This is a genomic window from Pseudomonas vlassakiae, from assembly GCF_014269035.2.
In the GTDB taxonomy this organism is placed as follows: domain Bacteria; phylum Pseudomonadota; class Gammaproteobacteria; order Pseudomonadales; family Pseudomonadaceae; genus Aquipseudomonas; species Aquipseudomonas vlassakiae.
The window spans coordinates 40,712-66,136 of record NZ_JABWRP020000024.1 but is presented as its reverse complement, the minus strand read 5'-3'; the positions used below and the strand labels follow the sequence as shown (position 1 = coordinate 66,136).

Sequence of the window (25,425 nt, the reverse complement as noted above, 5' to 3'; positions counted from 1 at the left end):
AACGGCAGGTTGTGCCTTGCCTTGCTGGCGCGCCAGGTCGTGGTACAGCGCCTGGCCGATCTCGGCGGCACGGGAGGGCAGCACCGACAGCAAGGTGTCGCTGAGGCCATGGCTGTTCTCGCAGAAGCCTTGCAGGTAGACCGAGGCCTGCAGGTCGGGGCTGGCCAATACCCGGTAGTTGCGGTCGACGCTGAAGTCTTCCAGGTAGTCGGCCAGCGGGGCGAGCAGGTCGCGGTGCGAGCGGCGTTCGTAGCCGGTGGCGAGTATTACCGCGTCGTAGCGGTGGGTCTGCTGCTGGCCGGTGGCCAGGTCGCGCAGGGTCAGTTCGATGCCGTCGCGGGTGGCCACTACGGCTTCCACCTGGCGGCGGCACAGCACGTTGTGGCGGAACTGGTGGGCGACCTTCTGCCGGTAGAGGATGCCGTAGATGCGCTCGATCAGGTCGAGGTCGACCACCGAGTAGTTGGTGTTGTGGTATTCGCCGAGCAGCTTGGCGCGTTGATCGGCCGGCTCGTTGTAGACCAGATCGGTGTAGTCGGGGGCGAAGATTTCGTTGACGAACGGGCTGTCGTCGGCCGGCTTGAGGGCGGAGCCGCGCAGCACCATGTCGACCTTGACCGACGGGTAGCTGTCATTGAGGTCGATGAAGGCCTCGGCGGCGCTCTGGCCCGAGCCGATCACGGCAATGCGCATCGGCTTGCCGGCCGTGCAGGGTAGCTTGTTCAGGCTGCTCAGGTACTGGGAATGGTGGAAAACCCGCGGATCATCCTTGAACGCGCTGAATTTCTCGGGGATTTTCGGTGTGCCGCCGCTGCCTACCACCACTGAGCGCGTCCGACGGTTGAATTCGCGGCCTTGCCCGTCGCGTGAGACCAGGCGCAGGTGCTCGACACGGCCTGCCTTCACTTCAGGCTCGATGCGCAGCACTTCTTCGCCATACACCGCCTGGGCGGCGAAGTGCTCGGCGGCCCAGCGCAGGTAGTCGTTGTACTCCAGGCGGCAGGGGTAGAAGGTGCCGAGGTTGATGAAGTCGGCCAGGCGCTGCTTCTGGTGCAGGTAGTTGACGAAGCTGTACGGGCTGGTCGGGTTGCGCAGCGAGACCAGGTCCTTGAGGAACGAGATCTGCAGTTCGCTCTGGGTGGCGAGGGTTTCGCCGTGCCAGCGGTATTCCTTCTGCTTGTCGATGAACAGCGCATCGAGGGCGTGGCCCTGGCTCTGGGCAAGCTCTTCCAGGGCGATGGCCAGGGCCAGGTTGGACGGGCCGAAGCCAACGCCGATCAGGTCCTTGATAGTTTCCGGGTGTGCAGACTGGCTCATGGCTGCGGTTCCATAATGGGTCGAATGTGGGCGCATGCGGGGGCTCCGGCGCTTGTACATTGGGTGGAACGAGCCAGCGCTGGGTGAATTTACTGCCCGCAAGCGTGCCTGCGGCCAGCCGGGCCTAAAGGCTTGCCGCTTTCGGCCGATACGCAGGTCAACTCAAGGACCCTTTGCAAGGCAAGGAGAAACACATGGTAGGTATCGCGGCAGTCAGCATCAGCAACACCTCGGCCCAGGCCGGCAGCGTTTCGCAGGCCAGCGACACGGAAAAGACTGAATCGGGCAGCTCGACGCTGCAGGTCGACACCTCGAAGCTGCGTGGCGACGGCCAGGCCAAGGGCGCCGAGGGTGCGCAAGGCAGCAGTGGCAGTGACGAGCCCTCACACATCAAGCAGTTGCGCGAGATGATCAAGAAACTGCAGAAGCAGTTGGCCGATGAACAGAAACAGCTGGCCATCCTGATGGCGCAGAAAACCGACGAAACCAGCAAGTTGGCGGCAGTCACGGCCAAGCAGGCCAGCATCGCCACCCTCAGTGGCGAGATCATGACGGCCACCGCGCAACTGCTGGAAGCGTTGCAGAAGTCAGGCGGCAGCAGTGCCGGCGGCATGGTCGATACCCAGGCCTGAACAGCCTGAACGGGCCTCATCGCCGGCAAGCCGGTGATGAGGCTGACAAGGCCTGCCGTCAGTCCGACGCCAGGCGCCCCTTGCCGTGCTTGTCGGTCTTGTATTGCATGGCCACGGCCGGTGCCGGCTTGGTCGCGCCGGTCTCCAGCCACTGACGCATGCGGGTGGCGTCGGCGAAGTGGGTGTACTTGCCGAAGGCATCGAGGATCACCATGGCCACCGGGCGGTTGTCCATCCTGGTCAGCAGCACCAGGCAATGGCCGGCTTCATTGGTGAAACCGGTCTTGGTCAGCTTGATGTCCCAGTTGCTCTTGTTCACCAGGTGGTCGGTGTTGCGGAAGCCCAAGGTGTAGTTGGGCTTGCGGAAGGCCACGGTCTTCTCGCGGGTGGTCGACAGCTCGCTCAGCATCGGGTACTTGCGCGCGGCCATCAGCAGCTTGGACAGGTCACGGGCGGTGGAGACGTTCTGCGTCGACAGGCCGGTCGGTTCGACATAGCGGGTGTGCGCCATGCCCAGGCTGCGGGCCTTGGCGTTCATCGCCTTGATGAAGGCCGGGTAGCCCCCTGGGTAGTGGTTGGCCAGGGTGGTCGCGGCACGGTTTTCCGACGACATCAGGGTAATCAGCAGGGTTTCCCGGCGATTCAGCTCGCTCCCCAGGCGAACGCGCGAATACACGCCTTTCATGTCCGGGTTGTTGGCGATGGTCATGGTGAGCATCTCATCCATGGGCAGTTTGGCATCCAGCACCACCATCGCCGTCATCAGTTTGGTCACCGAGGCAATGGGCACCACCCGGTCGGCGTGGCTCGAATACAGTTCCTGGTTGGTGTTCAGGTCGATCAGCAGGGCGCTGCCAGACGCCAGGTGCAGCTTGGACGGGTCGCGTTGGACCTGGGCCGGGGGTTGTGCAGCAGCGGTCGACGGAAGGGTCGCAGTACCTGTGAGCAACAGCAGCAGGCTGAGGATGGACAGGGATGTTTTCACGTTGAGGCTCACTAAAAGTTGGTATGTCGTTGGCTGTGCAAGGGTTTTCCCCCAAAAAACCGCTGCATTGTGGAGTATGGCCGAAGTGCTGTCGAATGCCTTATATCCAAAGGGCGCAACGTGAAGGAAATTTAATCCTGTACCCATTTCGTACCAATCACCGGCATTTCCAGCTTCGCCAATTCGGACCAATCGTTGGCCGAATTCCGCCACTTGTGCCTAGGCAGTGAGCGCGCCTTGGACGCGTGGCCAGGCTGTCCGCAGATGTGTATGGGTTCCCCCAGGCATGGCGCGGGGGGGCAGGTTTGCCCCCGCTGCACGAGTTCGCGCTTCTGGCTGAACCACCGCTGTAATGAGGCAAAACGGCGAAACGCGCCTCCATCTTCAAGCGGGACGACCACACAGTAGTTACAAATAGTTCATGACGAAGGTGATTTCGCTGTTGGCGGAGCCTGCGGCCATTCCCGCGTCGTATTGGCCTGCGTTTCCGTTCGGTAATGTACGGATATACTTGGCATTCAAGGGGATGGAAAAAGATCCGCCCTCTGTTGAGTACTCATTGAAGAAATATGTCTTATCGAGCTGCAGTGGAGCCAGATTGCTGTCGAGCAATTGCAGCGCTATGCCTTTAGCGGTTGAGCTTTTGTTTAATTCTATAATGCCGAGGGCCCCGTCCACTGCAGGGGCGCCCGACGTGGCAGATAAACTGTAGCTGACTTTATGGATTCCACTAGGGCAGTTGTTAAGTTTTATATTGAACGCTTTAGGTGTCGTGGAATTTCCGTTTCTTGACAGCACGCTCAGATTGTGTTCGCCCATGTCGACGGCAACGTTTGGAGTTTCGCACGACTGAAGGATAATGGCTAGACTTTTGTCCGTGATCATTGCTAAAGGTCTTAGGCTGGTCGAATCTATTTGCATATAACCCAAGGTGCCGGCTGGTAGGGTTGTGCCCGGTGAAATATCGCCGGTTTTAACTACGCGCAGGACATGGGTTGTGCCGTTGAAGCCGTATCCACCGGGTTTTTGGGCTTTTCCGCCGCCAACACCATTATACGCTGTCCCCTCATAACCCCACTGCCACGAAAGCCCCGTATTGCCTATGGGAAAATAAGATGAAGTTGAGTCGGTTCCCACGTTGTTTTTGACTCCGACCGTGAATGTGGTTGAGCACTTGTACGATGCGGCGCCATTGAAGGTCTGTGCCGGGGATTCGTAAATGACGGTATTGACCGCAGCGTCCCGGGGAATGGAAAGCGTTGAAGGTATGGTTATGGTTATCTGTTTTTGCGAGTGCCCGCCATAAAACTCACAAGCTGCAAACGAGAGCGAAGGTGCGGCGATCAAGATACAAACTGCCAGTGATGCGATGGGTTTAATCATTTGGCAAGCCCCTCAACAAATTGCCAGTTGAATTCGGGGTGCTCAATAATTAAACGTTGGTAGGCGTCATTTAAACGAGCGTTCTTTGCCTCGCTGGAAGTCTCCGTTAAGTTTGCTTGTGGCGGTGAAGTACACGCGGAAACAGTTAAGAATATACTTGATATAAGTATGCTCAGGCCATTATAATACTTACTTGCTTGCTTGCTTGCTTGGTCATAAGTTTGCCTTGTATTTTGCATGGTGCATGCCTGTGAAATGAATGCGCCAAGTTATCCCCGGAATGGCCAGGCGTTTAATCAGACGATTCTGATAGAGCTTTCATTGTGCTGCGGCCGTGAAATGAAAAAGCCTCATGCTGCAATGATTATCTTCTCCGCGCTCGTCGGTTCGCCCAGGCAAAAAAAGACCCGCCAGCAGGCGGGTCACAAGGAGCGTAGGGAGCAACGCACAACAAATTCGGTCAAGCGATCAGGCAAGCGGCCTGCAGCTGTTCAGCCAGGGCCTGGGCCGAGGCGCGGCTGGCCAGCGGGCCGCTGACGGCCTCGCCATTGCTTACCAGGTACCAGCAGGCCAACAGGCCTTGCTCACGCAGGGTAACGGGGACGGCAGTGCCGACAACGGACATGATCTGAATAGTGGCCATGGGGACCTCCTGTGAAACATGGCCCTACCTTACGCAGCAGCCGTCAGGGTTTGAAATCAACACGCTCAATAGTGCTCATCAGTTTTTTCAACGGTCACCAGCGTGGCGGGCCGTAATACACCGGTGGCGGCCCGTAGTAGGGGCGGTACGCGGGCGGTGGCGGAGCCGGCACGTAGTACGGTTGGTAGTACACAGGCTGCGGCGGGGCCTGCACATAGACTGGCGGTGGCGGCCCATAGTAGGCAGGCTGGCGTTCGACGTAGACCGTCCGGTCGTGGCCGCCATACACCGTCGCGCCGACCAGGGCGCCGACCGCGGCAGCACCGAGCAGCGGAGCCGGGCCATACCAGCCGTGGCCGCCGCCACCGTGGGCAGAGGCTTGCCCGCTGATGGCCAGGGCACCGACCAGCAGGGCGATTCCGGGGAGATGACGGATCATGACACTTCCTCGCAAGGTAACCCCACGCTTGGGGCCCTGATAGTATGAATCCGGTCTCTGTCAGCCGAGCACAGGGAAACGGTAAAGGTTGTGTAAGGGGCGACCAGCGGCTGCGTCTGGTAGGCTGAACAAACGATTCAGTCAGCAAAGAGGAGCCGTTCATGGCGACAACTCCCAGCAGAGATACCGTGCTGTGCATTTCCCTGGCCGGGCGGCCTGGCACCTTCGGCGTGCGCTTTCATAATCACCTCTACCAGCAGCTCGGGCTCGATTACTACTACAAGGCCATGACCACCGACGACCTGCCAGCAGCGGTTGCAGGCATCCGCGCGCTGGGGATCCGCGGTTGTGGCGTGTCGATGCCGTACAAGGAAGCCTGCATGGCGCTGGTGGATGAGATCGACCCGTCGGCGGCGGCGATCGAGTCGGTCAATACCCTGGTCAACGACGCCGGCCATCTGAAGGCCTATAACACCGATTACCTGGCGGTGCGGCAACTGCTCGGAGAGCACCAGGTCGACCCCGCCACCGCGTTCGCCCTGCGTGGCAGTGGCGGCATGGCCAAGGCCGTGGCCAGTGCCTTGCGCGATGCCGGGTTCCGTGAAGGCCTCATTGTCGCCCGCAACGAGCAGGCCGGTCGGCAGCTGGCGGATGTCTGTGGCTATCGCTGGGTGGCCGAGCTGGGTGACCTGTGCCCGCCGATGCTGGTGAACGTGACACCGATCGGCATGGCTGGCGGGCCAGAGGCCCAAGCGCTGGCGTTCAGCGAGAATGCCATTGCGGCGGCCGAGCGGGTGTTCGACGTGGTGGCGATGCCGGCGCGCACGCCTTTGATCCAGCGCGCCGAGGCACTGGGCAAACCGGTGATCACCGGGCTGGAAGTGATCGCGTTGCAGGCATTGGAGCAGTTTGTGCTGTACACCGGGGTGCGGCCCAGCCGTGAACAGGTCGAAGCGGCGGTAGCTTATGCACGCGCCGCTCCTGCACCCAAATGACCTGCAGGGTCAGAAGGCCTTGTGCCCTTTGTCCAGTTGCATGTCCACCAGTGCCCGGCCATGGGCCAGCGACACATGCTGCGCATTCTCAAGGTCCGAGAAGAACTTCATGGGCATGGATAGGCGCTTGCTGGTATGCCCCTGTGGGTCAGTGATCAGGCAACCGGCGGCATAGGGCAGGGGGGAGTCGGGGTGGGGCATCACGCTGGCAGTGATGGTGTGGTTGCGGTATTCACAGTGAAGAGATTGCATCGTCCTTACCTCGCTGTGGTATGTGAAGCCTTCCCTTCATATACCACAGCAAGGGGCCGGCGGTTCCCGGCCCGACGAGCGCGAACCGAAGGCGGTCAGCCCTTCAGTTCGGCTGGCTGGATCACTTCTACCCAATAACCGTCCGGGTCCTTGATGAAAGCCAGGTGGTTCATGCGGCCATCTTGCAGGCGCTTCTGGAACGGCACGCCGAGGGCTTCGAAACGGGCGCAGGCTTCACGTACGTCCGGCACCGAGATGCAGATGTGGCCAAAGCCGCGCGGGTCGGTGTTGCCGTTGTGATAGGCAAACGCCGGGTCGTTTTCGGTGCCGTGGTTGTGGGTCAGTTCCAGCACGCCCGGGATCGACTTCATCCACTGGTGGCGGGCTGCGTCGTCGGCGGGGATCTGTGCTGGGTCGACCAGGGCCAGGAAGTACAGGCTGAAGGCTGCTTCAGGGAAGTCGCGTTTGTCGACCAGGCGGAAGCCCAGCACACGGGTGTAGAAGTCCAGCGACTTCTCGATATCCTTGACCCGCAGCATGGTGTGGTTGAAGACGAACTGGGCGGTGGCAGCGTCTGGCTGCGCGGTGACGCCAGGCAGGGTTTGCAGATCGTGCAGGCTCATGGGGACTCCAGAGACGGGGCTGGCAATCAGGTGCCAGCGAAACAGACAGGAGGCCATGATACGGCAGTGAAGCGTTTGCGCAAATAAAAGCGCCCTGCTCGGGGTGAGCAGGGCGCCGGAATTAGAGGCCCGCATGTGCGGGCGCGTGATGGGGTCGCTAGTCCTTTAGCTGTCTTGATACTGCTGCAACCGTTGTGAAAAAAGTGTGAAGTGGGTGTTGACGTTTCATCAGCGAACCCAGCTTTCCACGGTAGCGGCCCCATACTGTTCTTTCCACGCCTTGAGGCCGCGGTGGTTGCCACCTTTGGTCTCGATCAGCTCGCCGGTGTGCGGGTTTTCATAGACTTTCACCACGCGCGGGCGGCGCTGCTGCTTCGGTGCGCTGGCCGTGCCACGGGTAACCGCCTTCGGGTCGAGGATGGCGATGATATCGCGCAGATTTTTGTCATAGCTTTTCATCAGGCCGACTAGTTTCTGCTCGAATTCGATTTCGCGTTTGAGGCCGGCATCCTTTTTCAGCGCCTCCAGTTGCGCCATTTGTTCCTGGAGCGCTTTCTCGGCAGCACGAAACTCTGCAAGTCTGGACACTGTAATCACTCCTGTACGTCTTCGTGGCAGGGCGTGACGAACATTGACAAGGACTAAACGCCAGCCACGCGGGTGGGTAAAACTGTTCGCTGACATCGAGTGTAGACACTTGCAGGAATTCAGTAAACCGCAAACTTTTTATAAGTAATCGGGAACTTTCCAAGTTTTCCGGGCGGTAATGCAGGCGGTTTTTCGATGGCTCTTCGTGGGGTTCTAGACCATGGTCCAATACCGCGTCGCAGCGCGCTTGGGCGATGATTTCAGATGATGGCCGACGCATGTTCGGCCGCGACGCATTCGCGTGGCGCAGGTGCGTCACGAATTGTTTTTTCGCCTTTCTTTGGATGTTCCCTCGCATGTTTTCCCCCCTCCCTCTCGCCCCCGGGCGCCGTGTTGCCGGCGTGTTCCTGTTGTGCACCGGTGCGCATGCCCAGGCTGCCGGTTTTGTTGAAGACGCTAATGCCAAGGTTGAAGCACGCACCGTCTATTTCAACCGGGATTTTCGTGACGGCCACAGCAGTTCCAGCCAGGGCGCGTCAAAACGCGAAGAGTGGGCGCAAGGCTTCATTCTCAATGTGCAGTCGGGTTATACCCAAGGGCCCGTCGGCTTTGGCGTGGATGCATTGGGTATGTTAGGCATTAAGCTCGATTCCAGCCCGGCCGACAGTAACAGTGGTTTGTTGCCTTCATCCGGCCACGATCCACGGCACTCGGCCGATCAATACGCGAAGATGGGCCTGGCGGCCAAGGTCAAGGTTTCCAACACGGTGCTGAAGTATGGCTCGATGATGCCGGACGTGCCGTTGTTGAAGTACAACGATGGTCGCCTGCTGCCGACGATGTTCCAGGGTGCGATGCTCACCTCCGAAGAACTGCACGACCTGAAGTTCACCCTGGCCCGCCTGGACAAGTACACGGCGCGTGATTCCACCGATCGCCAGGATATTCGCGTGCATTGCAAGAACAAACGCTATGCCTGCGATATCGAAGCCGACCACTTTGACCTGGCCGGCCTGGACTATCGCTTCAACGACCGGTTCAGTGCCCAGTATCAGGTCGCCAAGCTGGAAAACATCTACCGCCAGCACTTCCTTGGCCTGGTCGCCAGCCAGCCGCTCGCGGTTGGCAGCCTGTCGGCGGACCTGCGGCTGATCAAGAGCGATGACATTGGCAATGCCCGCGCCGGCGAGATCGACCACCGCGCCTTCAGCGGCATGCTCGCTTACAGCCTGGGTGGGCACAAGGTCAGCGCCGGCTGGCAGCGCATGTATGGCGAAAGTGCCATGCCGTACCTCGATGGCAGTAACCCGTACCTGGTCAACTACGCCCAGGTCAACGACTTCGCCGCCGCCCAGGAGCGTTCCTGGCAACTGCGTTACGACTATGACTTCAAAGCCCTCGGCGTGCCCGGCCTGAGCTTCTTCACCCGCTACATCAATGGCGACCACATCAAGGTCCCGGGCAGCACTGCCGAAGGCAAGGAATGGGAGCGTGACACCGAGCTCAGGTACCAGGTGCAGAGCGGCACCTTCAAGGATGTCAGTGTGCGCCTGCGTAACTCCACGTACCGCAGCAACTACGAGCGGTGGGCGCGGGACATGGACGAGACGCGGGTGATCGTCAGCTATAACTTCTCTATCTTCTGAGTAGACAGGCTGGGCGCGGTCATGAAAGACCTTCTGTTGATCGGCATCGGCCCGGGCGACCCGCGGCAGGTTACCGTCGAGGCGGTCGAGGCACTGCGTCGTGCCAGCGTGTTCTTCGTGCTCGACAAGGGCCCCGGCAAGGGTGAGCTGGTCCGCATGCGCAAGGCGATCCTCGAGCGCTATCGGCCCGAGGGCGGCTACCGCCTGGTGCAGGTGGCGGACCCGCGGCGCGATGCCGAGGCGGACGATTACCCAAGCGCTGTGCACGACTGGCATCGCCAGCGTGCCACGCTGTATGCCCGGTTGATCGGCGAAGAGCTGGGCGCCAAGGATATTGGCGCCTTTTTGCTATGGGGCGAGCCGGGGCTCTACGACAGTACCTTGCGCATGCTTGACCTGGTTCGCGAACGCGGCGTGGCGCTGCGCTTGCAGGTGATTCCGGGTATCAGCAGTGTGCAGGCCCTGGCGGCGCGGCACCAGATCCCGCTCAACCGCATAGGCGAGCCGCTGACCGTACTGCCAGGGCGACGCCTGGCAGAGCAGGGGCAGGTGGACAATGTGGTGGTGATGCTCGACGGGCAATGTGCATTTGCCGCGCTGGAGGACCCGGCGCTGGTGATCTACTGGGGCGCTTACCTGGGTACTGAGGATGAAGTGCTGATCGCCGGGCCTTTGCTGGCCGTGAAGGCGCGGATACTGGAAATGCGTGAGCGGGAGCGGGCGCGCAAGGGGTGGATCATGGATACCTACCTGTTGCGCCGGGAGCTGTGAGGTGGGGTGGCTGTACCGGCCTCTTCGCGGCTGAAGCCGGCCACAGGGATGTCACAGGCCATGAAACTTGCAGCGTACTGGTGGGAGCGGCTCAGCCGCGAAGCAGGCGCTGACGACTTCAAGGCGTACCGAGAATCTGCACCACCGTGTCGCGTAGCTGGTCGATGGTGAACGGCTTGCCGATCATGTGCATGCCCTGCGGCACGTCGAAACTCTCGGCATAGCCACTGGCAAACAGCACCGGCAGTGTCGGCCGCATGGCACGGGCCTCGGCTGCCAATGCTTCGCCGCGCATATCCGGCAGGCCGACGTCGGTCACCAGCAGGGCCAGTTGCTGGCTATCGTCCTCGATCACCTTCAGCGCCGCCGTGGCATTTTCCGCTTCAATGGTGCTGTAGCCCAATTCGTCGAGCACTTCGACCATCAGCATACGTACGATGTCGTCGTCTTCGACTACCAGAAGGTGCATGGTTGGTTTCCTGTTTGAAAAAGGCATGTCCCTACTCTGTGCGCCAGGCAGTGACAGAAGTTCCCGAGGATACCGGACTGTTGCACATCGATGGAACGATTCTCACACGCAGCCTTCAAATACTGGCTAAATGCCCTGCCGAGGCGGCCCAAGCGGGTTAGACTCGCTTGTTGACCGGTGAGCGCAGCGGCAGACAACTACAGGCTTGAGCCGCCACACTTTTCCAATGGACTTTTTTCGCGCGGGCGTTTTCAGATGATTCAAGCAGCCTCGATGGACCAGCAGAGCTTCCGCAAGCTGTTGAGCCGCAATATCGGCTTACCCCTGGGGGTGGGTCTGCTCGGCGCCGTGGCCTTTGTCGCGGTGATCAACTACCTGCTTTCGGCCATGCAATGGGTCGAGCACACCGATCGGGTGATTGGCAATGCCAACGAGACGGTCAAGCTGTCGATCGACATGGAAACCGGCATGCGCGGTTTCCTGATCACCGGTGACGAACGCTTCCTCGACCCCTACGAGGTGGCCAAGCCACGCATCCTGGGCAGCCTGCAGAGCCTGCGCGGCATGGTCGAGGATAACCCGCAGCAGGTCGACCGCATCGACCGGTTGATCGCGTTGCAGAGCGCCTGGAACGATTTCGGCAGCGAGATGATCAATCAGCGCCGCAGTGGTGGGGATTACCGTGAGTCGGTGGCCAATGGCCGTGGCAAGCGCATCACCGACGAAATACGCAATGAGTTCGAGAACCTGATCAACACCGAGCAGCAGTTGCGCATGGCCCGCAACGAGAAGGTCAGCGCGGTTACTGTCACGGCAATTTCCGTCTTCGTGCTGCTCATCGTCGGCCTTAGCGCCTTGCTCGCCTACTTCGGCCGTCGCGATCTGATGGCACTGTCGGATAGCTACAGCGACAACCTGCAGGCCCAGCAGCGCTTCGCCGAGCGCCTGGAGCACCAGGCCTGGCTGCGCAATGGCCAGACACAGCTGTCTGAACAGGTGTTGGGCCAGCTGACCTTGCCGATGCTGGGCGAAAACATCCTGCGTTTCTTCGCCAGCTACCTGGGCAGTGTGGTCGGTGCGCTTTACGTGCGTGACGAGCACGGCCGCCTGGTGCGCGTGGCCAGCTATGGCCTGGGGGCCGAAGAACAGGCCCGCCAGCAGGTGCTGGGTGACCACGACGGCCTGCTGGCCCGAGCCGTGCGCGAAGGGCGCCTGTTGCGCCTGGACAACTTGCCGGACGATTACTATCGCTTCAGCTCCGGCCTTGGCAGCGGCCTGCCGCGCAGCGCGCTGTTGATGCCGGCCATTGACGACGGCCAAATCAATGGCGTGATCGAACTCGGCTTCCTGCGCCCCTTGCAGGAGCGTGACGACGAACTGATGGAGCGCGTGGCTGGCAACCTCGGTATCTCCATCGAAAGCGCTCGCTACCGCCAGCGTCTGCAGGAGGTGCTGGCTGAAACCCAGCAGCTCAACGAGGAACTGCAAGTCCAGCAAGAAGAGCTCAAGACCGCCAACGAGGAGCTCGAAGAGCAATCGCGCGTGCTCAAGGAGTCGCAGGCCCATCTGGAAACCCAGCAGGCCGAACTGGAACAGACCAATGAGCAGTTGTCCGACCGCACCCACGCGCTGGACCGCAAGAACGAGGAGCTCAGCCAGGCTCAGGAAGAGCTGAAGGCCCGTGCCGAAGACTTGCAGCGGTCGAGCAAGTACAAGTCCGAATTCCTCGCCAACATGTCCCATGAACTGCGCACGCCGCTGAACAGCTCGCTGATCCTGGCCAAGCTGCTGGCCGAGAACGGCGAGGGCAACCTCAGCGCCGAGCAGGTCAAGTTCGCCGAGTCCATCTATTCGGCAGGCAACGACCTGTTGAACCTGATCAACGACATCCTCGACATCGCCAAGGTCGAGGCCGGCAAGCTCGAAGTGCGCCCGGAAAACACTCAGCTCGAACGCCTGGTCGAAGGCCTGCGCGGGATGTTCCTGCCGCTGGCCGAGCACAAGGGCCTGGGCTTCGAGGTGACGGTCGAAGCGCAGGTGCCGGCCACCTTGTTCACCGACCGCCAGCGCCTGGAGCAGATCCTCAAGAACCTGTTGTCCAACGCCATCAAGTTCACCGAGCGTGGCCAGGTCAGCCTGAACATCGGCTACCAGGCTGGCAGCGGCATCATCTTCTCGGTTCGCGACAGCGGCATCGGCATCGCCGCCGACCAGCAACAAGCGATCTTCGGCGCCTTCCATCAGGTCGACGGCACCAGCAACCGCCGTTATGGCGGCACCGGCCTGGGCCTGTCGATCTCCCGTGACCTGGCGCATCTGCTGGGCGGGCAGATCAGCGTCGACAGCAGCCTCGGCCACGGCAGTGTGTTCAGCCTGACCATGCCGGAACGCTACGAGTCGCAGAGCGAGGAGGTCGAACCCTTGAGCTTGCGCCCGGCCGTCGACAGCCTGCCACCGGCGCCGCCGGTTGCCGCTCCGGCCCTGGCCAAGCGCCCGGCGCCGGCCTTCAGCGATGACCGCGAACGCGCACCGTTCGACAACCGCTGCATCCTGGTGGTCGAGGACGAGCCGAACTTCGCCCGCATTCTCTTCGATCTTGCCCACGAGCTGGGTTACAGCTGCCTGGTCGCGCAGTGCGCCGATGAAGGCTTCGAGCTGGCCGAACAGTACATCCCCGACGCGATCCTGCTGGACATGCGCCTGCCTGACCATTCCGGGCTGACAGTGTTGCAGCGCCTCAAGGAACAGGCCGCCACGCGGCATATCCCGGTGCACATCATTTCGGTCGAAGACCGGGTCGAGGCGGCCATGCACATGGGCGCGGTGGGCTATGCGGTCAAGCCGACCAGCCGCGAAGAGCTCAAGGAAGTGTTCGCCCGCCTGGAAGCCAAGTTGACCCAGAAGCTCAAGCATATCCTGCTGGTGGAGGACGACGACCTGCAGCGCGAGAGCATTGCCCGCCTGATCGGCGACGAGGATGTCGAGATCACCGCCGTGGCCATGGCCCAGGATGCCCTGGCGCTATTGCGCGAGAACATCTACGACTGCATGATCATCGACCTCAAGCTGCCCGACATGCTCGGCAACGAGCTGCTCAAGCGCATGACTGCCGAGGACATCCGTTCGTTCCCGCCGGTGATCGTCTACACCGGGCGCAACCTCACCCGCGAAGAAGAAGCCGACCTGCTCAAGTATTCGCGCTCGATCATCATCAAGGGCGCGCGCTCGCCGGAGCGCTTGCTCGATGAAGTGACGCTGTTCCTGCACAAAGTCGAATCGCAGCTGTCCCATGAGCGCCAGCGCATGCTCAAGACCGCGCGCAGCCGCGACAAGGTGTTCGAGGGGCGCAAGGTGTTGCTGGTTGACGACGATGTGCGCAACATCTTCGCCCTCACCAGCGCCCTGGAGCACAAGGGCGCCATCGTCGAGATCGGCCGCAACGGGCGTGAAGCCATCGAGCGCCTGGAACAGCACGATGACATCGACCTGGTGCTGATGGACGTGATGATGCCGGAGATGGACGGTTTCGAGGCCACTCGCCTGATCCGTCAGCAGCCGCGCTGGCGCAAGCTGCCGATCATCGCCGTCACTGCCAAGGCGATGAAGGATGACCAGCAGCGTTGCCTGCAGGCTGGCGCCAATGATTACCTGGCCAAACCGATCGACCTGGACCGCCTGTTCTCGTTGATCCGTGTGTGGCTGCCGCAACTGGAGCGAATTTGACTAGCGAACGCAACACCGACATCGAGATCCGGCTGCTGATCGAGGCGATCTACCTCAAGTACAGCTACGATTTCCGCAACTACTCCGGCGCTTCGATCAAGCGCCGGATCCTCCATGCGCTGCGCCAGTTCGACTGCCTCACGGTGTCGGCGTTGCAGGAACGGGTGCTGCACGACCCGGGCATGTTCATGCAGTTGCTGCAGTACCTGACGATCCCGGTCAGCGAGATGTTTCGCGACCCTGGCCACTTCCTGGCCCTGCGCCAGGAGGTGGTGCCGCTGCTGCGCACCTGGCCGTCGATCAAGGTGTGGATCGCAGGCTGCAGCACCGGTGAGGAGGTGTACTCGATGGCCATCCTGCTGCGTGAAGAGGGCCTGCTCGAACGCACCATCATTTACGCCACCGACATCAACCCGCATTCGCTGGACCGCGCCAAGCAAGGCATCTACTCGATGCAGAGCATGCGCGAGTATGAAGAAAACTACCGCCTGGCCGGGGGCCGCCGGGACTTTGCCGAGTACTACACCGCGGCCTACGGCAACGCCATCATGGACAGCAGCCTGCGTGACAACGTGACCTTCGCCGACCACAGCCTGGCCACCGACAGCGTGTTTTCCGAGACCCAGCTGGTGTCGTGCCGCAACGTGCTGATCTACTTCAACAAGGAACTGCAGGACCGCGCCCTCGGGTTGTTCCACGAGTCCTTGTGCCACCGTGGTTTCCTGGTGCTCGGCAGCAAGGAGTCGGTGGACTTTTCGGCCTACAGCGAGCGCTTCGAGCCACTGGTCAAGCCCGAACGGATCTACCGTAAATCATGAACGGCGTGCGCGCGGTGGTCATAGGCGCCTCGGCGGGCGGCGTCACGGCACTGTTCACGGTGCTCGGTGCGTTGCCGGCCGGTTTTGCCATTCCGGTGCTGTGCGTGCTGCACCTCCCGGACGACCGGCACAGCCAGTTGGCCGAGGTGTTGCAGCGGCGCTTGCAGCGGCCGGTGCGCCAGGCTTGCGACAAGGAAGTCATTGCCCCGGGGCAGATCTACGTGGCCGGGCCGAGTTATCACCTGTCGGTGGAAGCTGACTTCAGCCTGTCGCTGAGCCAGGAAGACCCGGTGCATTTTTCGCGCCCGGCCATCGACTTCCTGTTCACCTCGGCGGCCGATGCCTACGGCCCTGGATTACTCGGCGTGCTGCTGACCGGGGCCAACGAAGATGGTGCCGAAGGGCTTGCCTACATCAAGAACAGCGGCGGCCGGACCGTGGTCCAGGATCCCCGCGATGCACAGGTGGCGCTGATGCCGGAGGCCGCACTGGCCCGGCATACGCCCGACCTTATCCTTTCTCTGAGCGGTATCGGGCAGTTGCTCGCTACCCTGGAACCCAGCGCATGCTAAGCCACACCACTGCCAAACTGCTGATCGTCGATGACCTGCCGGAAAACCTGCTGGCGCTCGCCGCCCTGATCCAGGGCGAAGACCGCGAGGTATACCAGGCACAGTCGGCGGAAGCGGCCTTGTCGCTGATGCTCGAACACGAGTTCGCCCTGGCCATTCTCGACGTGCAGATGCCCGGCATGAATGGCTTCGAACTGGCCGAGCTGATGCGCGGCACGGAAAAGACCCGCAACATCCCGATCGTCTTCGTCTCGGCTGCCGCGCGTGAAATGAACTATGCCTTCAAAGGCTACGAGAGCGGTGCAGTGGATTTCCTGCACAAGCCACTCGACACCCTGGCGGTGAAGAGCAAGGTGTCGGTGTTCGTCGACCTGTACCGCCAGCGCAAGGTGCTCGACCGGCAGCTGCAGGCGCTCGAGCGCAGCCGCCAGGAGCAGGAACTGCTGCTGGGCCAGTTGCAGGTGGCGCGAGGCGAGCTGGAGCATGCGGTGCGTATGCGCGACGACTTCATGTCGATCGTTGCCCACGAGGTACGCACGCCGCTCAACGGCCTGATCCTGGAAACCCAGCTGCGCAGGATGCACCTGGCCCGTGGCAATCTCGAGGCATTCAGCGCCGACAAACTGCAGGCCATGGTCGAGCGTGACGAGCGCCAGATCAACAGCCTGATCCGCCTGATCGAGGACATGCTCGACGTGTCGCGCATTCGCACCGGCAAGCTGTCGCTGCGGCCCAGGGTGTTCGACCTGAGCCAGTTAGTACGCGGCCTGGTAGAAAACTTCTCGGCCCAGGCCACGGCACTGGAGACCACCATCGAGCTACTGCGGTGTGAACCGTTGACGGGGGAGTGGGACGAATTCCGGATTGAGCAAGTCCTGGCCAACCTGTTGTCGAATGCGTTGCGTTACGGCGAGCGACGGCCGGTCCACGTGCAGGTGTTCGAGTGCGATGGCATGGCAGCGGTGCAGGTTCGCGATCACGGCATCGGCATCAGCGCCAGCAACCAGCAACGGATCTTTCAGCAGTTCGAGCGTGTGGCCACCCAGCAAGCCAGCAATGGATTGGGGCTGGGCCTGTATATCTCGGAGCAGATCGTCCAGGCCCATGGCGGGCAGATTCAGGTACAAAGCGATGTCGGCAAAGGCTCCACGTTCACCCTGCTGTTGCCGCTGGCAGGGGTGAACGAACAAAACGACCAGGTGCGGGCAACCTCCGCGTAAGCCTGAGGTCACATTGGCCAACGGCAAGTATTCAAGGCGTTGACATGAGTGAAGATGCACAAGATGTAGTGTTGGTGGTCGAGGATGAACCGGCAATCCGGATGATCCTGCGCGACTACCTGGCGGGTGAGGGCTACCACGTGCTGGTGGCCGAGGACGGTGAACAGGCGTTCGCCATTCTGGCGAGCAAGCCGCACCTGGACCTGATGGTGACCGACTTCCGCTTGCCGGGTGGCATTTCCGGGGTGGACATCGCCGAACCTGCGGTGAAGCTGCGGCCAGACCTGAAGGTGATCTTCATCAGTGGCTACCCGGCCGAGATTCTCGAATCCGGCAGCCCGATCGCGCGCAAGGCGCCGATCCTGGCCAAGCCATTCGACCTCGATACCCTGCACGAGCAGATCCAGGCCCTGTTGCGTTGACCCGTGCCGGCCTTTTCGCGGGTAAACCCGCGAAGAGGCCGGCACAGGTTAACCCAAGGTCCGCTCGATCCCGCCCACCAGCAGGCTCTCCATCAGCCCCAGCCCCTGTTCCTCGGGCAAGCCCTTGAGCATCCCCGGCAACTGGTTCAGCAGCGTCGCCACGACATGCGCCGTCGCCACCAACGCCTCGCCCTGCAACGTCGCCCGCGGTGCGATCAGGCGCAGCAACCCCGCCTCATAGCGCTTGCGCAGCAACCCCAGGCGCGCCTGCTGGGCTTCGCTCAGGCAGCACAGGTCCCGCTCCGCCAGGCGAAACTGCATCGGCCGTTCGGCGTGCAGCTGCCAGTGCGCGGCAATCAGGCAGGCCATTGCCGAGCCGCCTCGGGCCATGGCCCGGCGCCCCTGTTCCAGGGTCGCCTGCAGCTCCTCGTACAGCTCCTCGATCAGGTCGAACAGCAGGTCCTGCTTGCTGGGAAAATGGTGATACAGCGAGCCGGCGGTCAGGCCGACATGCGCCGCCAGTTCGCGCATGCTGACCTGGCCAAAGCCCTTTTCGGCGAACAGCGCCATGGCCCGGTCGCGTCGCTCTTCGAAGTTGGCACAGCGCATGGCGGCATTGACCGGGGGCATGGCGGGCGTTCCTCAGTAGGTAAAGAAGCCGCGGCCGCTCTTGCGCCCCAGCCAGCCGGCCGCGACCATTTCCTTGAGCAGCGGGGCAGGGCGGTATTTGCTGTCGTTGAAGCCTTCATGGAAGGCCTCCATGATCGCCAGCAGGGTATCCAGGCCGATCAGGTCGGCCAGGGCCAACGGGCCGATTGGCTGGTTGCAGCCCAGGCGCATGCCGGTGTCGATGTCCGCGGCACTGGCCAGGCCTTCCTGGCGCACGAAGATCGCTTCGTTGATCATCGGTACCAGGATGCGGTTGACCACGAAGCCCGGGCGATTGCCGGCGGTGATCGGTGTCTTGCCGAGCTTCTCGGTGACCACCAGCGCCTGGGCGTAGGTGTTGTCGCTGGTCTGCAGGCCGCGGATGATCTCGACCAGGGCCATCATCGGCACCGGGTTGAAGAAGTGCACGCCAATGAAGCGCTCAGGGTGGTCGATGCTGGCCGCCAGTTGAGTCACTGACAGCGACGAAGTGTTGGTGGCGATCAGGCAGTCGGCGGCCACGTTGGCCGCCACCTGCTGCAGGATGCGCTGCTTGAGCTGCAGGTTCTCGGTGGCCGCCTCGATCACCAGCTGCGCGCGGCTCAGCTGGGCGTAGTCGGTGCTGGTGCGGATACGGGTTTTCGCAGCCTCGGCGCGCTCGGTGTCAAGCGTGCCCTTGCTGACCTGGCGCTCCAGGTTCTTGCTCAGGGTGGCCACGCCACGTTCCAGCGCGGCGTCGGAGACGTCCACCAGCAGGACCTGGTAGCCGGCCACCGCGCACACCTGGGCAATACCATTGCCCATGGTGCCGGCGCCGATTACGGCAATCTGTTCAATCGTCATGGTTCAGCCTCTCAGACGCGCTCGAAGACCACGGCGATGCCCTGGCCGCCGCCGATGCACATGGTGGCCAGGGCGTAGCGGCCCTGGATGCGCTGCAGTTCATGGATGGCCTTGGTGGCGATGATCGCCCCGGTGGCACCGACCGGGTGGCCGAGCGAGATGCCCGAGCCGTTCGGGTTGACCTTCTCCGGGTCGAAGCCAAGCTCGCGGGCCACGGCGCAGGCCTGGGCAGCGAAGGCTTCGTTGGACTCGATCACGTCCAGGTCGGCAACGTTCAGGCCGGCCTTTTCCAGCACCTTGCGGGTCGCCGGGATCGGGCCAAGGCCCATCAGCTCCGGCTCGACGCCGGCGTGGGCATAGGCCACCAGGCGCGCCAGGGGCTTCAGGCCCAGGCGGCGCACAGCGTCACCGGTGGCCAGCACCAGGCCGGCGGCGCCATCGTTGATGCCGCTGGCGTTGCCGGCGGTGACGGTACCGTCCTTCTTGAACACGGTTTTCATGCCGGCCAGTTGTTCGGCGGTGACATCGGCGCGGACATGCTCGTCGACGGCGAACTGCACGGTGCCTTTGCGGGTTTTCAGCTCCAGCGGCACGATCTGGCTGTCGAAGCGGCCTTCGGCCTGGGCGCGGGCGGCGCGGCGCTGGCTGGTCAGGGCCAGTTCGTCCTGCATTTCGCGGCTGATGCCCTGCCGGGCGGCGACGTTTTCCGCAGTGATGCCCATGTGGAAGTGTTCGAACGGGTCCTGCAGCACGCCGACGGTGTAGTCGATGCCTTGCAGGTCACCCATGCGGGCGCCCCAGCGCGCCTGGGGCAGCAGGTAAGGGCCGCGGCTCATGGACTCGGCGCCGGCGGCCAGGGCCACGTCGGCATCACCGAGCAGCAGGCACTGGGCGGCCGAGACAATGGCCTGCAGGCCCGAACCGCACAGGCGATTGACGTTGAAGGCCGGGGTTTCCTTGGGGATGCCAGCGTTCATCGCTGCGACCCGCGACAGGTAGGCATCGCGTGGTTCGGTGGGGATGACGTTGGCCATCACCACGTGGCCGATCTGGTCGGCGGCCACCCCGGCACGCTCGATGGCGGCGCGGGTCACGGCGGTGGCCAGGTCGGCCAGTGGCAGGTCCTTGAGGGAACCACCGAAACCACCAATGGCGGTACGGACGGCACTGACGACGTAGATTTCTGCGCTGCTCATAGAGGCTCCGATTGCGAAGGCATGGCGGGAGCGGGCCAGGCTCTGCGAGAATGGCCGGCGATCCCGAGGTGGGTTCGAGTCTAGGCAAAGGCTCTGTCGCAGCCTATGCCGGATCTGTTCAGTCAACCTGGCATTTTTTGCCACTCAGCATAGACAGCGAATTCCGCCATGCGCGATAGCGATTCGGTCGCGGTGTACTTTCTCAATGCCATGTTGCACACCCTGCGCGACCAGCCCGACGTGCTGGAGGCGCGGCTGCGCGGCGTGGGCATCGACCCGGCCGTACTCAGCCAGCCCCAGGCGCGGGTGCCGGCCAAGGCCTTCGCCGGTTTGTGGCTGGAATTGATCGAGCTGCTGGACGACGAGTTCTTCCGCCTCGACAGCCACGGCATGCCGTTGGGCAGTTTTGCCCTGATCTGCCGTGGCTTGATCCAGGAACCCAACCTGGAGAAAGCCCTGCGCCAGTGCATGAGCAGTTTCGCCCTGTTCCTGCGCGACCTGCGCGGCCACCTCACGCTGCGTGGTGGGCGTGCGGTCATCAGCGTGCAGTCGACGATTGCCGACCCGCTGACCCAGGTGTATGCCGAGGAAACTTACCTGGTGCTGGTGATCGGCCTGCTGTGCTGGCTGGCCGGGCGGCGCATCGCCATCGACCGTACGGAGCTGGCGGTGGCGCGCCCGGCCCAGGACGACGACCCGCTGCTGTGGGGGCCGGACTTGCGCCTGGGCAGCGGGCGTACCGAAGTCGAGTTCGACAGCGCCTGGTTGCGTTTGCCGGTGGTGCAGGACCTGGCAGGGCTGAAGACTTTCCTGCGTAGCGCCCCGCAGGGCCTGGTGATCCGCTTTCGCAATCAGAATGGCCTGGTGGCCGAGGTCTACCGCCATTTGCGTGGACGCCGTTATGGGCAATGGCCGACCCTGGCGGCGATGGCCGAACAGCAAGGGGTCAGCGCCAGCACCTTCCGCCGCCAGCTGGAACGCGAGGGCCGGTCCTACCAGCAGATCAAGGATGAAGTGCGCCGGGCGATGGCCTTCGAGCGGTTGCGCGAAGGCACGCTGAGCATCGCCGAGGTCGCCGAGCAGGCCGGCTTCCAGGAGCCCAGTGCGTTTCACCGGGCGTTCAAGAAATGGACGGGGCAGAGCCCGGGCAGCTATCGGGCCAGGCTGGCCGGGCTGGCCAACCCTAGTCCTGAAGGTCGGCTGCCAGCGCCTTGACCCGCTTCAGGTCGCCCCCTGCGATCGTTGTCACCCGGGTCCCATAGTCTGAATCGGCCTTGTACAAGAACGACAGGATGATGTGCTTGCTCTGGTCATCGGCAGCAGCTAGCGAGTGGCCAAAGCTGGAGACCAGGTCGCGTTGCTCGCTTTTCGAGTAAGCGCGGTAAAGGTCACCCGCCTGCTTGAAATTCTGCTCTCGGCTGATGCCTTGTTGCTGGGTCGTGCCACTCAAGCGCAACTGACTGTAGCGTGCCGAGTCGGTGGTAGTGCGCGGCTGCAGGCGGCTAGGCTGGTAGTTGACCATGTCGCTGCTGCGGTTGGGGTTGAGTGCGCCATCCTGGTTGCCATTGTTGACGGCTGCCCGCGGCTGGTTGATCGGCAAGCTGCCAGCGTTGGCGCCGACCCGGTACATCTGGGTGTCGGCATAGGAGAACAGCCTGCCCTGCAGCAGGCGGTCTTCAGAGGGTTCGATGCCCTTGATCAGGTTGGACGGCGCCAGGGCGACCTGTTCGGTTTCCTGGAAGAAATTGCCGACATTGCGCTTGAGCACCATCTGCCCGACCCGACGCTCCGGCACATCTGGCCAGACCTTGGTGGCGTCCAGCGGGTCGAAATCGAAATCTGCCAGCTGCTCAGGGCGCAGTGTCTGGATATAGAGGTCCCACCTGGGATAGTCGCCACGGGCAATGGCGCTGACCAGGTCCTCGGTCATGTGGCTGAAGCTTTTGCCCTGGATCTGTTCGACAGCCTTGGGGGTGAGGTTTTCCTGGCCTTGCAGGCTTTTCCAGCGAAACTTCACGTAGGTCGATTCGCCGTTGGCGTTGACGAACTTGTAGGCATGTACGCTGTTGCCATCCATGTGCCGATAGCTTTTGGGCGTACCTTCATTGGAGTACAGCAACGTCAGGGTGCGGGTGGCCTCTGGCATGTGCGAGAGCAGGTCGAAGCGCCGGGCATCGTTGCCCAGGTTGTTGCGGGGGTCGGGCTTGAAGGCGTGGACCATGTCAGGGAACTTGATGGCATCGCGGATGAAGAACGTAGGAAAGTTGTTGCCGACCAGGTCCCAGTTGCCTGCAGTGGTGTAGAAGCGGGTGGCGAAGCCTCGCGGGTCGCGTAAGGTTTCGGGTGAATGCAGGCCATGCACGACCGACGAGAAGCGCACGAAAACCGGGGTCTTTTCTCCGGGCGTGAACAGCGGCGCCGAGGTCAGTGCGGAAAGGTCTTCGGAGGCGGTGAACTCGCCATGCGCGCCTGTGCCGCGGGCATGCACCACGCGCTCGGGGATGCGTTCGCGGTCGAAGCGTTGAAGCTTCTGGATCAGCTGTACGTCCTGCAGCAGGGTCGGGCCAGTAGCGCCGGCGGTCTGGGAGTGCTGGTTATCGCCGACGGCTGCGCCGTTGTCGCGGGTCAGGGGCATGGCCAGCAGCGCAGGGCTGGCGAATACGGTTACGCATAGCAGCGTCAACGCAGGGCAGTTGGGGCGGGTCAGATGCATGGCAATGGCACTCGCTTGATCGAGGGAGTGCCGATGCTATTCATGCTGCAAGCACCTCACAGTAAGGCTGTTCGGCTCATGCTGTATGACAATTCACTGTTCTTGCTCGGTGGATGTCACTGGTTGAGGGGGAGCTGGGTCGAGCGCTTCAATAACCGTCGTCGTTCAGGGCCAGGCTCTGGCGCAGCTGTTCGACCATCGCCATGCGCAGTGTTTCTGGAGCCTTGACCCGGATCGAGCCGGCTTGGGATAGCAGCCAGCCCATCAGCGCACGGCTGTCCTCAACGGTGGCCGCGAGCATCGCGCCGCCGTTGTCGTGAGGGGCCAGGCGCATGTCCTCGGACAGCGGCTGGTCTACCAGACGGCGGGCGAGACCATCGTCAACCCAGGCCTGCAGTTCGATCTGTTGCGAGGGGGTGAGTACATCGGGCTGCAACTGCTGGGCCGCATCCAGGCTCAGGCCCGGCTGCCAGTACCAGCCGTACGGCATGCCCTTGCTGTTGCAGTGCAAAGGGAACAGTGTTGCCAGCTCATTGAGGTCACGCTCGACGGTACGCTTGCTGGTGTTGTGACCGACCTTGGCCAGTGCGGCCTTCAATTGTGTGGAGCTCATTCCCGGATGACGGTCGGGCAGCAGTTTCAGCAACTGCCATTGTCGGGCGATGGTGTGGCGGGTCGGGTGGCTGGGCACGAGAGCTTCATCCTTGAAGGCCGGGTACGGGGCGTACCGGAGTGATGGCATATGGCTATTGCGATAGCATACTCCTTCAGCAGATGGGATCCAAGTTGGGCGGGAACGACGGTTGATGTGGGGTAGTGCAGGAGAGGACCGTGTCAAGGCTGGCAGGTGCCAGCCGCAGCATCTTCAGCGCCTATGTCGAGCGCCGCCCACGCGGCGCTCGACATAGGCGCCAGAGAACTCAAGCCAGGCACCCCGAAAAACAACTCAATCCAGGCGAGTGACCCATTTACCGCCGAGGCTGCCATCTTTCAACACCCGTAGAGCCTCGGGCAATGCGCTGGCGCAGTCGCGGGTTGTTTGTATCCTATATATGGACCAAAATAGGGTCCTCTATAAAGGGTGAAAAAAATGCAGAACATCTTCGCTAACGTGGCCGTAAGCGTGTCGGAGCTGAAGAAGAATCCGTCCGCCGTGATGACCGGCGCAGCGGGCATGCCCGTCGCTGTGCTCAATCACAACCGAGTGATGGGTTACATGGTGCCGGCCGAATTGTACGAAGCCATGATGGAGCGCCTGGAAGATCTTGAGCTGAGCGAGTTGGCCAAATCGAGGCTGGGTGAAAAGGGCGTACCGGTATCTCTGGATGACCTATAAGCTCGAATTCCTGCCGTCCGCGCTGAAAGAGTGGGGCAAGATTGGCCACACCGTGCGCGAGCAGATCAAGAAGAAGCTTGCTGAACGCCTGCAGTCACCCAAGGTCCAGGCCGATGCACTGCGCGACATGCCGAACCACTACAAGACCAAGCTCCAGGTTCCAGGGTATCGACTGGTCTATCGAGTCGAGGATGAGCGGATCGTCGTGGTGGTTGTTTCGGTTGGCAAGCGTGAGCGTGGCGAGGTCTATCGCTCGGCTCAAAAGCGTTAGGCCAGGCTCTGCTGCAACGCCTCGATAAACACCTCTTCAGCCCGGCTCAACCGCTGTTCGCGGTTCCACAACAGGTGAATATCCACATCGGCAATCCCTTCCTCCGGTGGCAGCTTCCACAGCAACCCCGCCGCCACATCCGGCGCCACCACATGCTCGGGCAGGCAGCCGATGCCGAACCCGGCGATCACCAGCCGGCGCACCTCTTCCAGGCTGGGCGATGACGCCACGATCCGCCCGGAAAACCCCTGCTGGTCGCGGAAGATGGTCAGTGGCGACAGCATGCCGCCAATCTGGTCGCTGGTGAAGCTGACGAAGTTCTCCCGCTGCAGATCGCCTTCGGCCAAGCCGAACAGGGCATGGTGCTTGCCGCAAAAAAACGCATAGCGCTGGCGCAGGAACAGCCGCTGCTCCAGGCGTGGCTGCGGCCGGCGATTGAGGCTCAGGCCCGCCGTGGCAGTCTTTTCCTGCAAGGCGGCGACGATGTCCGAGCTGCGCATCACGTCGATTTCCAGGTCCACCCGCGGGTGCTGGCGGTGGAAGTCCGCGAGGAACTCATCGAAGCGTTCGCTGACGATGCGGCTGATCATCAGCAAGCGCACCTTGCCCACCAGTTCATCGGCCGGCTGCTCCAGCAGGCCGCTGATCTGCGACATTTGCCCATACACCTCACCGGCCAGCTGGAACAGCTGCTCGCCCATGTCGGTGAGCACGAAACGCGGCCCGCGGCGAGCGATCAGTTGGCGGCCGAGCTGTTCCTCAAGGCGCTTGAGCGCCTGGCTCACGGCCGGTTGGGTCAGATGCAGGCGCGCGGCGGCGCGGCTGATGGATAACTCCTGGCCGATCACCCGGAAGGTGCGCAGCAGGTTCCAGTCGAGGCGGTCGTTGAGCAGGCGGTCGGACATGGCAGGCTCGATGAT

The 25,425-nt window shown here is 62.3% G+C and carries 28 protein-coding genes; 12 read left to right on the top strand and 16 right to left on the bottom strand.

Annotated elements, in window-relative coordinates; genetic code table 11:
- The coding region (locus tag HU738_RS23280; RefSeq protein WP_217871504.1) for a lysine N(6)-hydroxylase/L-ornithine N(5)-oxygenase family protein at positions 1-1,317 on the bottom strand (1,317 nt) is incomplete at its 3' end.
- Between the two features lie 194 nt (positions 1,318-1,511).
- Here HU738_RS23280 and HU738_RS23275 point away from each other — a divergent pair.
- Positions 1,512-1,949, top strand: coding sequence for a hypothetical protein (locus tag HU738_RS23275; RefSeq protein ID WP_186604437.1), 438 nt, complete (start codon positions 1,512-1,514; stop codon positions 1,947-1,949).
- Positions 1,950-2,007: 58 nt separating this feature from the next.
- Here HU738_RS23275 and pbpG read toward each other — a convergent pair whose 3' ends face one another.
- The 5 genes from pbpG to HU738_RS23250 all read right to left on the bottom strand — a co-directional run bounded on the left by pbpG (position 2,008) and on the right by HU738_RS23250 (position 5,399).
- Complete coding sequence (pbpG, locus tag HU738_RS23270; protein WP_176508053.1) at positions 2,008-2,934, bottom strand: D-alanyl-D-alanine endopeptidase; 927 nt, start codon at positions 2,932-2,934, stop codon at positions 2,008-2,010.
- Positions 2,935-3,342: 408 nt separating this feature from the next.
- Positions 3,343-4,317: a fimbrial protein gene (locus HU738_RS23265; protein WP_186604435.1), complete on the bottom strand. Its 975-nt coding sequence runs from the start codon at positions 4,315-4,317 to the stop codon at positions 3,343-3,345.
- Entirely contained in the window at positions 4,314-4,556 is a 243-nt protein-coding gene (locus HU738_RS23260) for a hypothetical protein (protein WP_186604433.1), read from the bottom strand. Before HU738_RS23260 ends, HU738_RS23265 begins: the two co-directional genes overlap by 4 nt.
- Before the next feature lie 221 nt (positions 4,557-4,777).
- A complete protein-coding gene (locus tag HU738_RS23255; RefSeq protein ID WP_186604431.1) occupies positions 4,778-4,960 on the bottom strand; it encodes a hypothetical protein in 183 nt (60 codons plus the stop codon).
- A gap of 94 nt (positions 4,961-5,054) precedes the next feature.
- A complete protein-coding gene (locus HU738_RS23250; RefSeq protein ID WP_186604429.1) occupies positions 5,055-5,399 on the bottom strand; it encodes a hypothetical protein in 345 nt (114 codons plus the stop codon).
- 161 nt (positions 5,400-5,560) lie between these two features.
- On the opposite strand from HU738_RS23250, the gene HU738_RS23245 reads away from it, so the two are divergent.
- Entirely contained in the window at positions 5,561-6,394 is an 834-nt protein-coding gene (locus tag HU738_RS23245; protein WP_186604427.1) for a shikimate 5-dehydrogenase, read from the top strand.
- Positions 6,395-6,403: 9 nt separating this feature from the next.
- On the opposite strand, the gene HU738_RS23240 is transcribed toward HU738_RS23245, so the two are convergent.
- The 3 genes from HU738_RS23240 to HU738_RS23230 form a co-directional block, all read right to left on the bottom strand.
- The gene (locus HU738_RS23240; RefSeq protein WP_176508055.1) at positions 6,404-6,646 is read right to left on the bottom strand and encodes a hypothetical protein; all 243 of its coding nucleotides are present in this window, start codon (positions 6,644-6,646) and stop codon (positions 6,404-6,406) included.
- Between the two features lie 95 nt (positions 6,647-6,741).
- Positions 6,742-7,269 carry a lactoylglutathione lyase gene (gene gloA, locus HU738_RS23235; RefSeq protein ID WP_176508056.1) on the bottom strand — a complete coding sequence of 176 codons (528 nt, stop codon included), beginning with the start codon at positions 7,267-7,269 and terminating at the stop codon, positions 6,742-6,744.
- A gap of 228 nt (positions 7,270-7,497) precedes the next feature.
- A complete protein-coding gene (locus HU738_RS23230; protein ID WP_186604445.1) occupies positions 7,498-7,857 on the bottom strand; it encodes a histone-like nucleoid-structuring protein, MvaT/MvaU family in 360 nt (119 codons plus the stop codon).
- A gap of 356 nt (positions 7,858-8,213) precedes the next feature.
- On the opposite strand from HU738_RS23230, the gene HU738_RS23225 reads away from it, so the two are divergent.
- Together HU738_RS23225 and cobF are read left to right on the top strand one after the other, a co-directional pair.
- The gene (locus HU738_RS23225) at positions 8,214-9,503 is read left to right on the top strand and encodes an OprD family porin (RefSeq protein WP_186604425.1); all 1,290 of its coding nucleotides are present in this window, start codon (positions 8,214-8,216) and stop codon (positions 9,501-9,503) included.
- Positions 9,504-9,524: 21 nt separating this feature from the next.
- On the top strand, positions 9,525-10,274 hold the full coding sequence (cobF, locus tag HU738_RS23220) for a precorrin-6A synthase (deacetylating) (RefSeq protein ID WP_186604423.1): 750 nt from the start codon (positions 9,525-9,527) through the stop codon (positions 10,272-10,274).
- A 118-nt stretch (positions 10,275-10,392) separates the two neighbouring features.
- On the opposite strand, the gene HU738_RS23215 is transcribed toward cobF, so the two are convergent.
- Positions 10,393-10,743 carry a response regulator gene (locus HU738_RS23215; protein ID WP_176508059.1) on the bottom strand — a complete coding sequence of 117 codons (351 nt, stop codon included), beginning with the start codon at positions 10,741-10,743 and terminating at the stop codon, positions 10,393-10,395.
- A gap of 255 nt (positions 10,744-10,998) precedes the next feature.
- Between HU738_RS23215 and HU738_RS23210 the strand changes: the two genes are divergently transcribed.
- From HU738_RS23210 to HU738_RS23190, 5 genes are read left to right on the top strand one after another with little or no spacing between them, the layout of a single operon-like run.
- Complete coding sequence (locus HU738_RS23210) at positions 10,999-14,466, top strand: response regulator (RefSeq protein WP_186604421.1); 3,468 nt, start codon at positions 10,999-11,001, stop codon at positions 14,464-14,466.
- Positions 14,463-15,284 carry a CheR family methyltransferase gene (locus HU738_RS23205; RefSeq protein WP_176508061.1) on the top strand — a complete coding sequence of 274 codons (822 nt, stop codon included), beginning with the start codon at positions 14,463-14,465 and terminating at the stop codon, positions 15,282-15,284. Before HU738_RS23210 ends, HU738_RS23205 begins: the two co-directional genes overlap by 4 nt.
- Positions 15,281-15,856 carry a chemotaxis protein CheB gene (locus HU738_RS23200; protein ID WP_186604419.1) on the top strand — a complete coding sequence of 192 codons (576 nt, stop codon included), beginning with the start codon at positions 15,281-15,283 and terminating at the stop codon, positions 15,854-15,856. The genes HU738_RS23205 and HU738_RS23200 overlap by 4 nt, the downstream gene beginning before the upstream one ends.
- Positions 15,850-17,076, top strand: a complete 1,227-nt coding sequence (locus HU738_RS23195; RefSeq protein WP_176508063.1) for a hybrid sensor histidine kinase/response regulator — start codon at positions 15,850-15,852, stop codon at positions 17,074-17,076. Before HU738_RS23200 ends, HU738_RS23195 begins: the two co-directional genes overlap by 7 nt.
- A 44-nt stretch (positions 17,077-17,120) precedes the next feature.
- Positions 17,121-17,498, top strand: coding sequence for a response regulator (locus HU738_RS23190; protein WP_099814559.1), 378 nt, complete (start codon positions 17,121-17,123; stop codon positions 17,496-17,498).
- A 48-nt stretch (positions 17,499-17,546) separates the two neighbouring features.
- Here the strand turns inward: HU738_RS23190 and HU738_RS23185 are convergent, their stop codons facing one another.
- From HU738_RS23185 to HU738_RS23175, 3 genes are read right to left on the bottom strand one after another with little or no spacing between them, the layout of a single operon-like run.
- Positions 17,547-18,128, bottom strand: a complete 582-nt coding sequence (locus tag HU738_RS23185) for a TetR/AcrR family transcriptional regulator (protein ID WP_176508064.1) — start codon at positions 18,126-18,128, stop codon at positions 17,547-17,549.
- Between the two features lie 12 nt (positions 18,129-18,140).
- Positions 18,141-18,989 carry a 3-hydroxybutyryl-CoA dehydrogenase gene (locus tag HU738_RS23180; protein ID WP_186604417.1) on the bottom strand — a complete coding sequence of 283 codons (849 nt, stop codon included), beginning with the start codon at positions 18,987-18,989 and terminating at the stop codon, positions 18,141-18,143.
- Positions 18,990-19,000: 11 nt separating this feature from the next.
- Positions 19,001-20,185 (bottom strand): acetyl-CoA C-acyltransferase family protein, encoded by a 1,185-nt coding sequence (locus HU738_RS23175; protein ID WP_186604415.1) that lies wholly within the window; start codon positions 20,183-20,185, stop codon positions 19,001-19,003.
- A gap of 168 nt (positions 20,186-20,353) precedes the next feature.
- On the opposite strand from HU738_RS23175, the gene HU738_RS23170 reads away from it, so the two are divergent.
- Positions 20,354-21,400 carry an AraC family transcriptional regulator gene (locus tag HU738_RS23170; RefSeq protein ID WP_186604413.1) on the top strand — a complete coding sequence of 349 codons (1,047 nt, stop codon included), beginning with the start codon at positions 20,354-20,356 and terminating at the stop codon, positions 21,398-21,400.
- Here the strand turns inward: HU738_RS23170 and HU738_RS23165 are convergent.
- Together HU738_RS23165 and HU738_RS23160 are read right to left on the bottom strand one after the other, a co-directional pair.
- Positions 21,369-22,820 carry a catalase gene (locus HU738_RS23165; protein ID WP_186604443.1) on the bottom strand — a complete coding sequence of 484 codons (1,452 nt, stop codon included), beginning with the start codon at positions 22,818-22,820 and terminating at the stop codon, positions 21,369-21,371. The genes HU738_RS23170 and HU738_RS23165 overlap by 32 nt on opposite strands.
- Before the next feature lie 226 nt (positions 22,821-23,046).
- Positions 23,047-23,589 (bottom strand): WYL domain-containing transcriptional regulator, encoded by a 543-nt coding sequence (locus HU738_RS23160; RefSeq protein ID WP_186604411.1) that lies wholly within the window; start codon positions 23,587-23,589, stop codon positions 23,047-23,049.
- A 399-nt stretch (positions 23,590-23,988) separates the two neighbouring features.
- Between HU738_RS23160 and HU738_RS23155 the strand changes: the two genes are divergently transcribed.
- On the top strand, positions 23,989-24,234 hold the full coding sequence (locus HU738_RS23155) for a type II toxin-antitoxin system Phd/YefM family antitoxin (RefSeq protein ID WP_186604409.1): 246 nt from the start codon (positions 23,989-23,991) through the stop codon (positions 24,232-24,234).
- Positions 24,224-24,505, top strand: coding sequence for a type II toxin-antitoxin system RelE family toxin (locus HU738_RS23150; RefSeq protein ID WP_186604407.1), 282 nt, complete (start codon positions 24,224-24,226; stop codon positions 24,503-24,505). Before HU738_RS23155 ends, HU738_RS23150 begins: the two co-directional genes overlap by 11 nt.
- Here the strand turns inward: HU738_RS23150 and HU738_RS23145 are convergent.
- The gene (locus HU738_RS23145; RefSeq protein ID WP_176508079.1) at positions 24,502-25,410 is read right to left on the bottom strand and encodes a LysR family transcriptional regulator; all 909 of its coding nucleotides are present in this window, start codon (positions 25,408-25,410) and stop codon (positions 24,502-24,504) included. The two genes, HU738_RS23150 and HU738_RS23145, sit on opposite strands and share 4 nt — an antisense overlap.
- Positions 25,411-25,425: the final 15 nt, after the last annotated feature.

What these genes read in the sequence shown, in the direction of transcription:
- HU738_RS23275 (WP_186604437.1), top strand. Translation starts at nt 1,512, where the DNA reads ATGGTAGGTATCGCGGCAGTCAGCATCAGCAACACCTCGGCCCAGGCC.
- HU738_RS23265 (WP_186604435.1), bottom strand. Translation starts at nt 4,317, where the DNA reads ATGATTAAACCCATCGCATCACTGGCAGTTTGTATCTTGATCGCCGCA.
- HU738_RS23260 (WP_186604433.1), bottom strand. Translation starts at nt 4,556, where the DNA reads ATGCAAAATACAAGGCAAACTTATGACCAAGCAAGCAAGCAAGCAAGT.
- HU738_RS23255 (WP_186604431.1), bottom strand. Translation starts at nt 4,960, where the DNA reads ATGGCCACTATTCAGATCATGTCCGTTGTCGGCACTGCCGTCCCCGTT.
- HU738_RS23250 (WP_186604429.1), bottom strand. Translation starts at nt 5,399, where the DNA reads ATGATCCGTCATCTCCCCGGAATCGCCCTGCTGGTCGGTGCCCTGGCC.
- HU738_RS23245 (WP_186604427.1), top strand. Translation starts at nt 5,561, where the DNA reads ATGGCGACAACTCCCAGCAGAGATACCGTGCTGTGCATTTCCCTGGCC.
- HU738_RS23240 (WP_176508055.1), bottom strand. Translation starts at nt 6,646, where the DNA reads ATGCAATCTCTTCACTGTGAATACCGCAACCACACCATCACTGCCAGC.
- gloA (WP_176508056.1), bottom strand. Translation starts at nt 7,269, where the DNA reads ATGAGCCTGCACGATCTGCAAACCCTGCCTGGCGTCACCGCGCAGCCA.
- HU738_RS23225 (WP_186604425.1), top strand. Translation starts at nt 8,214, where the DNA reads ATGTTTTCCCCCCTCCCTCTCGCCCCCGGGCGCCGTGTTGCCGGCGTG.
- cobF (WP_186604423.1), top strand. Translation starts at nt 9,525, where the DNA reads ATGAAAGACCTTCTGTTGATCGGCATCGGCCCGGGCGACCCGCGGCAG.
- HU738_RS23215 (WP_176508059.1), bottom strand. Translation starts at nt 10,743, where the DNA reads ATGCACCTTCTGGTAGTCGAAGACGACGACATCGTACGTATGCTGATG.
- HU738_RS23210 (WP_186604421.1), top strand. Translation starts at nt 10,999, where the DNA reads ATGATTCAAGCAGCCTCGATGGACCAGCAGAGCTTCCGCAAGCTGTTG.
- HU738_RS23200 (WP_186604419.1), top strand. Translation starts at nt 15,281, where the DNA reads ATGAACGGCGTGCGCGCGGTGGTCATAGGCGCCTCGGCGGGCGGCGTC.
- HU738_RS23195 (WP_176508063.1), top strand. Translation starts at nt 15,850, where the DNA reads ATGCTAAGCCACACCACTGCCAAACTGCTGATCGTCGATGACCTGCCG.
- HU738_RS23190 (WP_099814559.1), top strand. Translation starts at nt 17,121, where the DNA reads ATGAGTGAAGATGCACAAGATGTAGTGTTGGTGGTCGAGGATGAACCG.
- HU738_RS23185 (WP_176508064.1), bottom strand. Translation starts at nt 18,128, where the DNA reads ATGCCCCCGGTCAATGCCGCCATGCGCTGTGCCAACTTCGAAGAGCGA.
- HU738_RS23180 (WP_186604417.1), bottom strand. Translation starts at nt 18,989, where the DNA reads ATGACGATTGAACAGATTGCCGTAATCGGCGCCGGCACCATGGGCAAT.
- HU738_RS23175 (WP_186604415.1), bottom strand. Translation starts at nt 20,185, where the DNA reads ATGAGCAGCGCAGAAATCTACGTCGTCAGTGCCGTCCGTACCGCCATT.
- HU738_RS23170 (WP_186604413.1), top strand. Translation starts at nt 20,354, where the DNA reads ATGCGCGATAGCGATTCGGTCGCGGTGTACTTTCTCAATGCCATGTTG.
- HU738_RS23165 (WP_186604443.1), bottom strand. Translation starts at nt 22,820, where the DNA reads ATGCCCCTGACCCGCGACAACGGCGCAGCCGTCGGCGATAACCAGCAC.
- HU738_RS23155 (WP_186604409.1), top strand. Translation starts at nt 23,989, where the DNA reads ATGCAGAACATCTTCGCTAACGTGGCCGTAAGCGTGTCGGAGCTGAAG.
- HU738_RS23150 (WP_186604407.1), top strand. Translation starts at nt 24,224, where the DNA reads ATGACCTATAAGCTCGAATTCCTGCCGTCCGCGCTGAAAGAGTGGGGC.
- HU738_RS23145 (WP_176508079.1), bottom strand. Translation starts at nt 25,410, where the DNA reads ATGTCCGACCGCCTGCTCAACGACCGCCTCGACTGGAACCTGCTGCGC.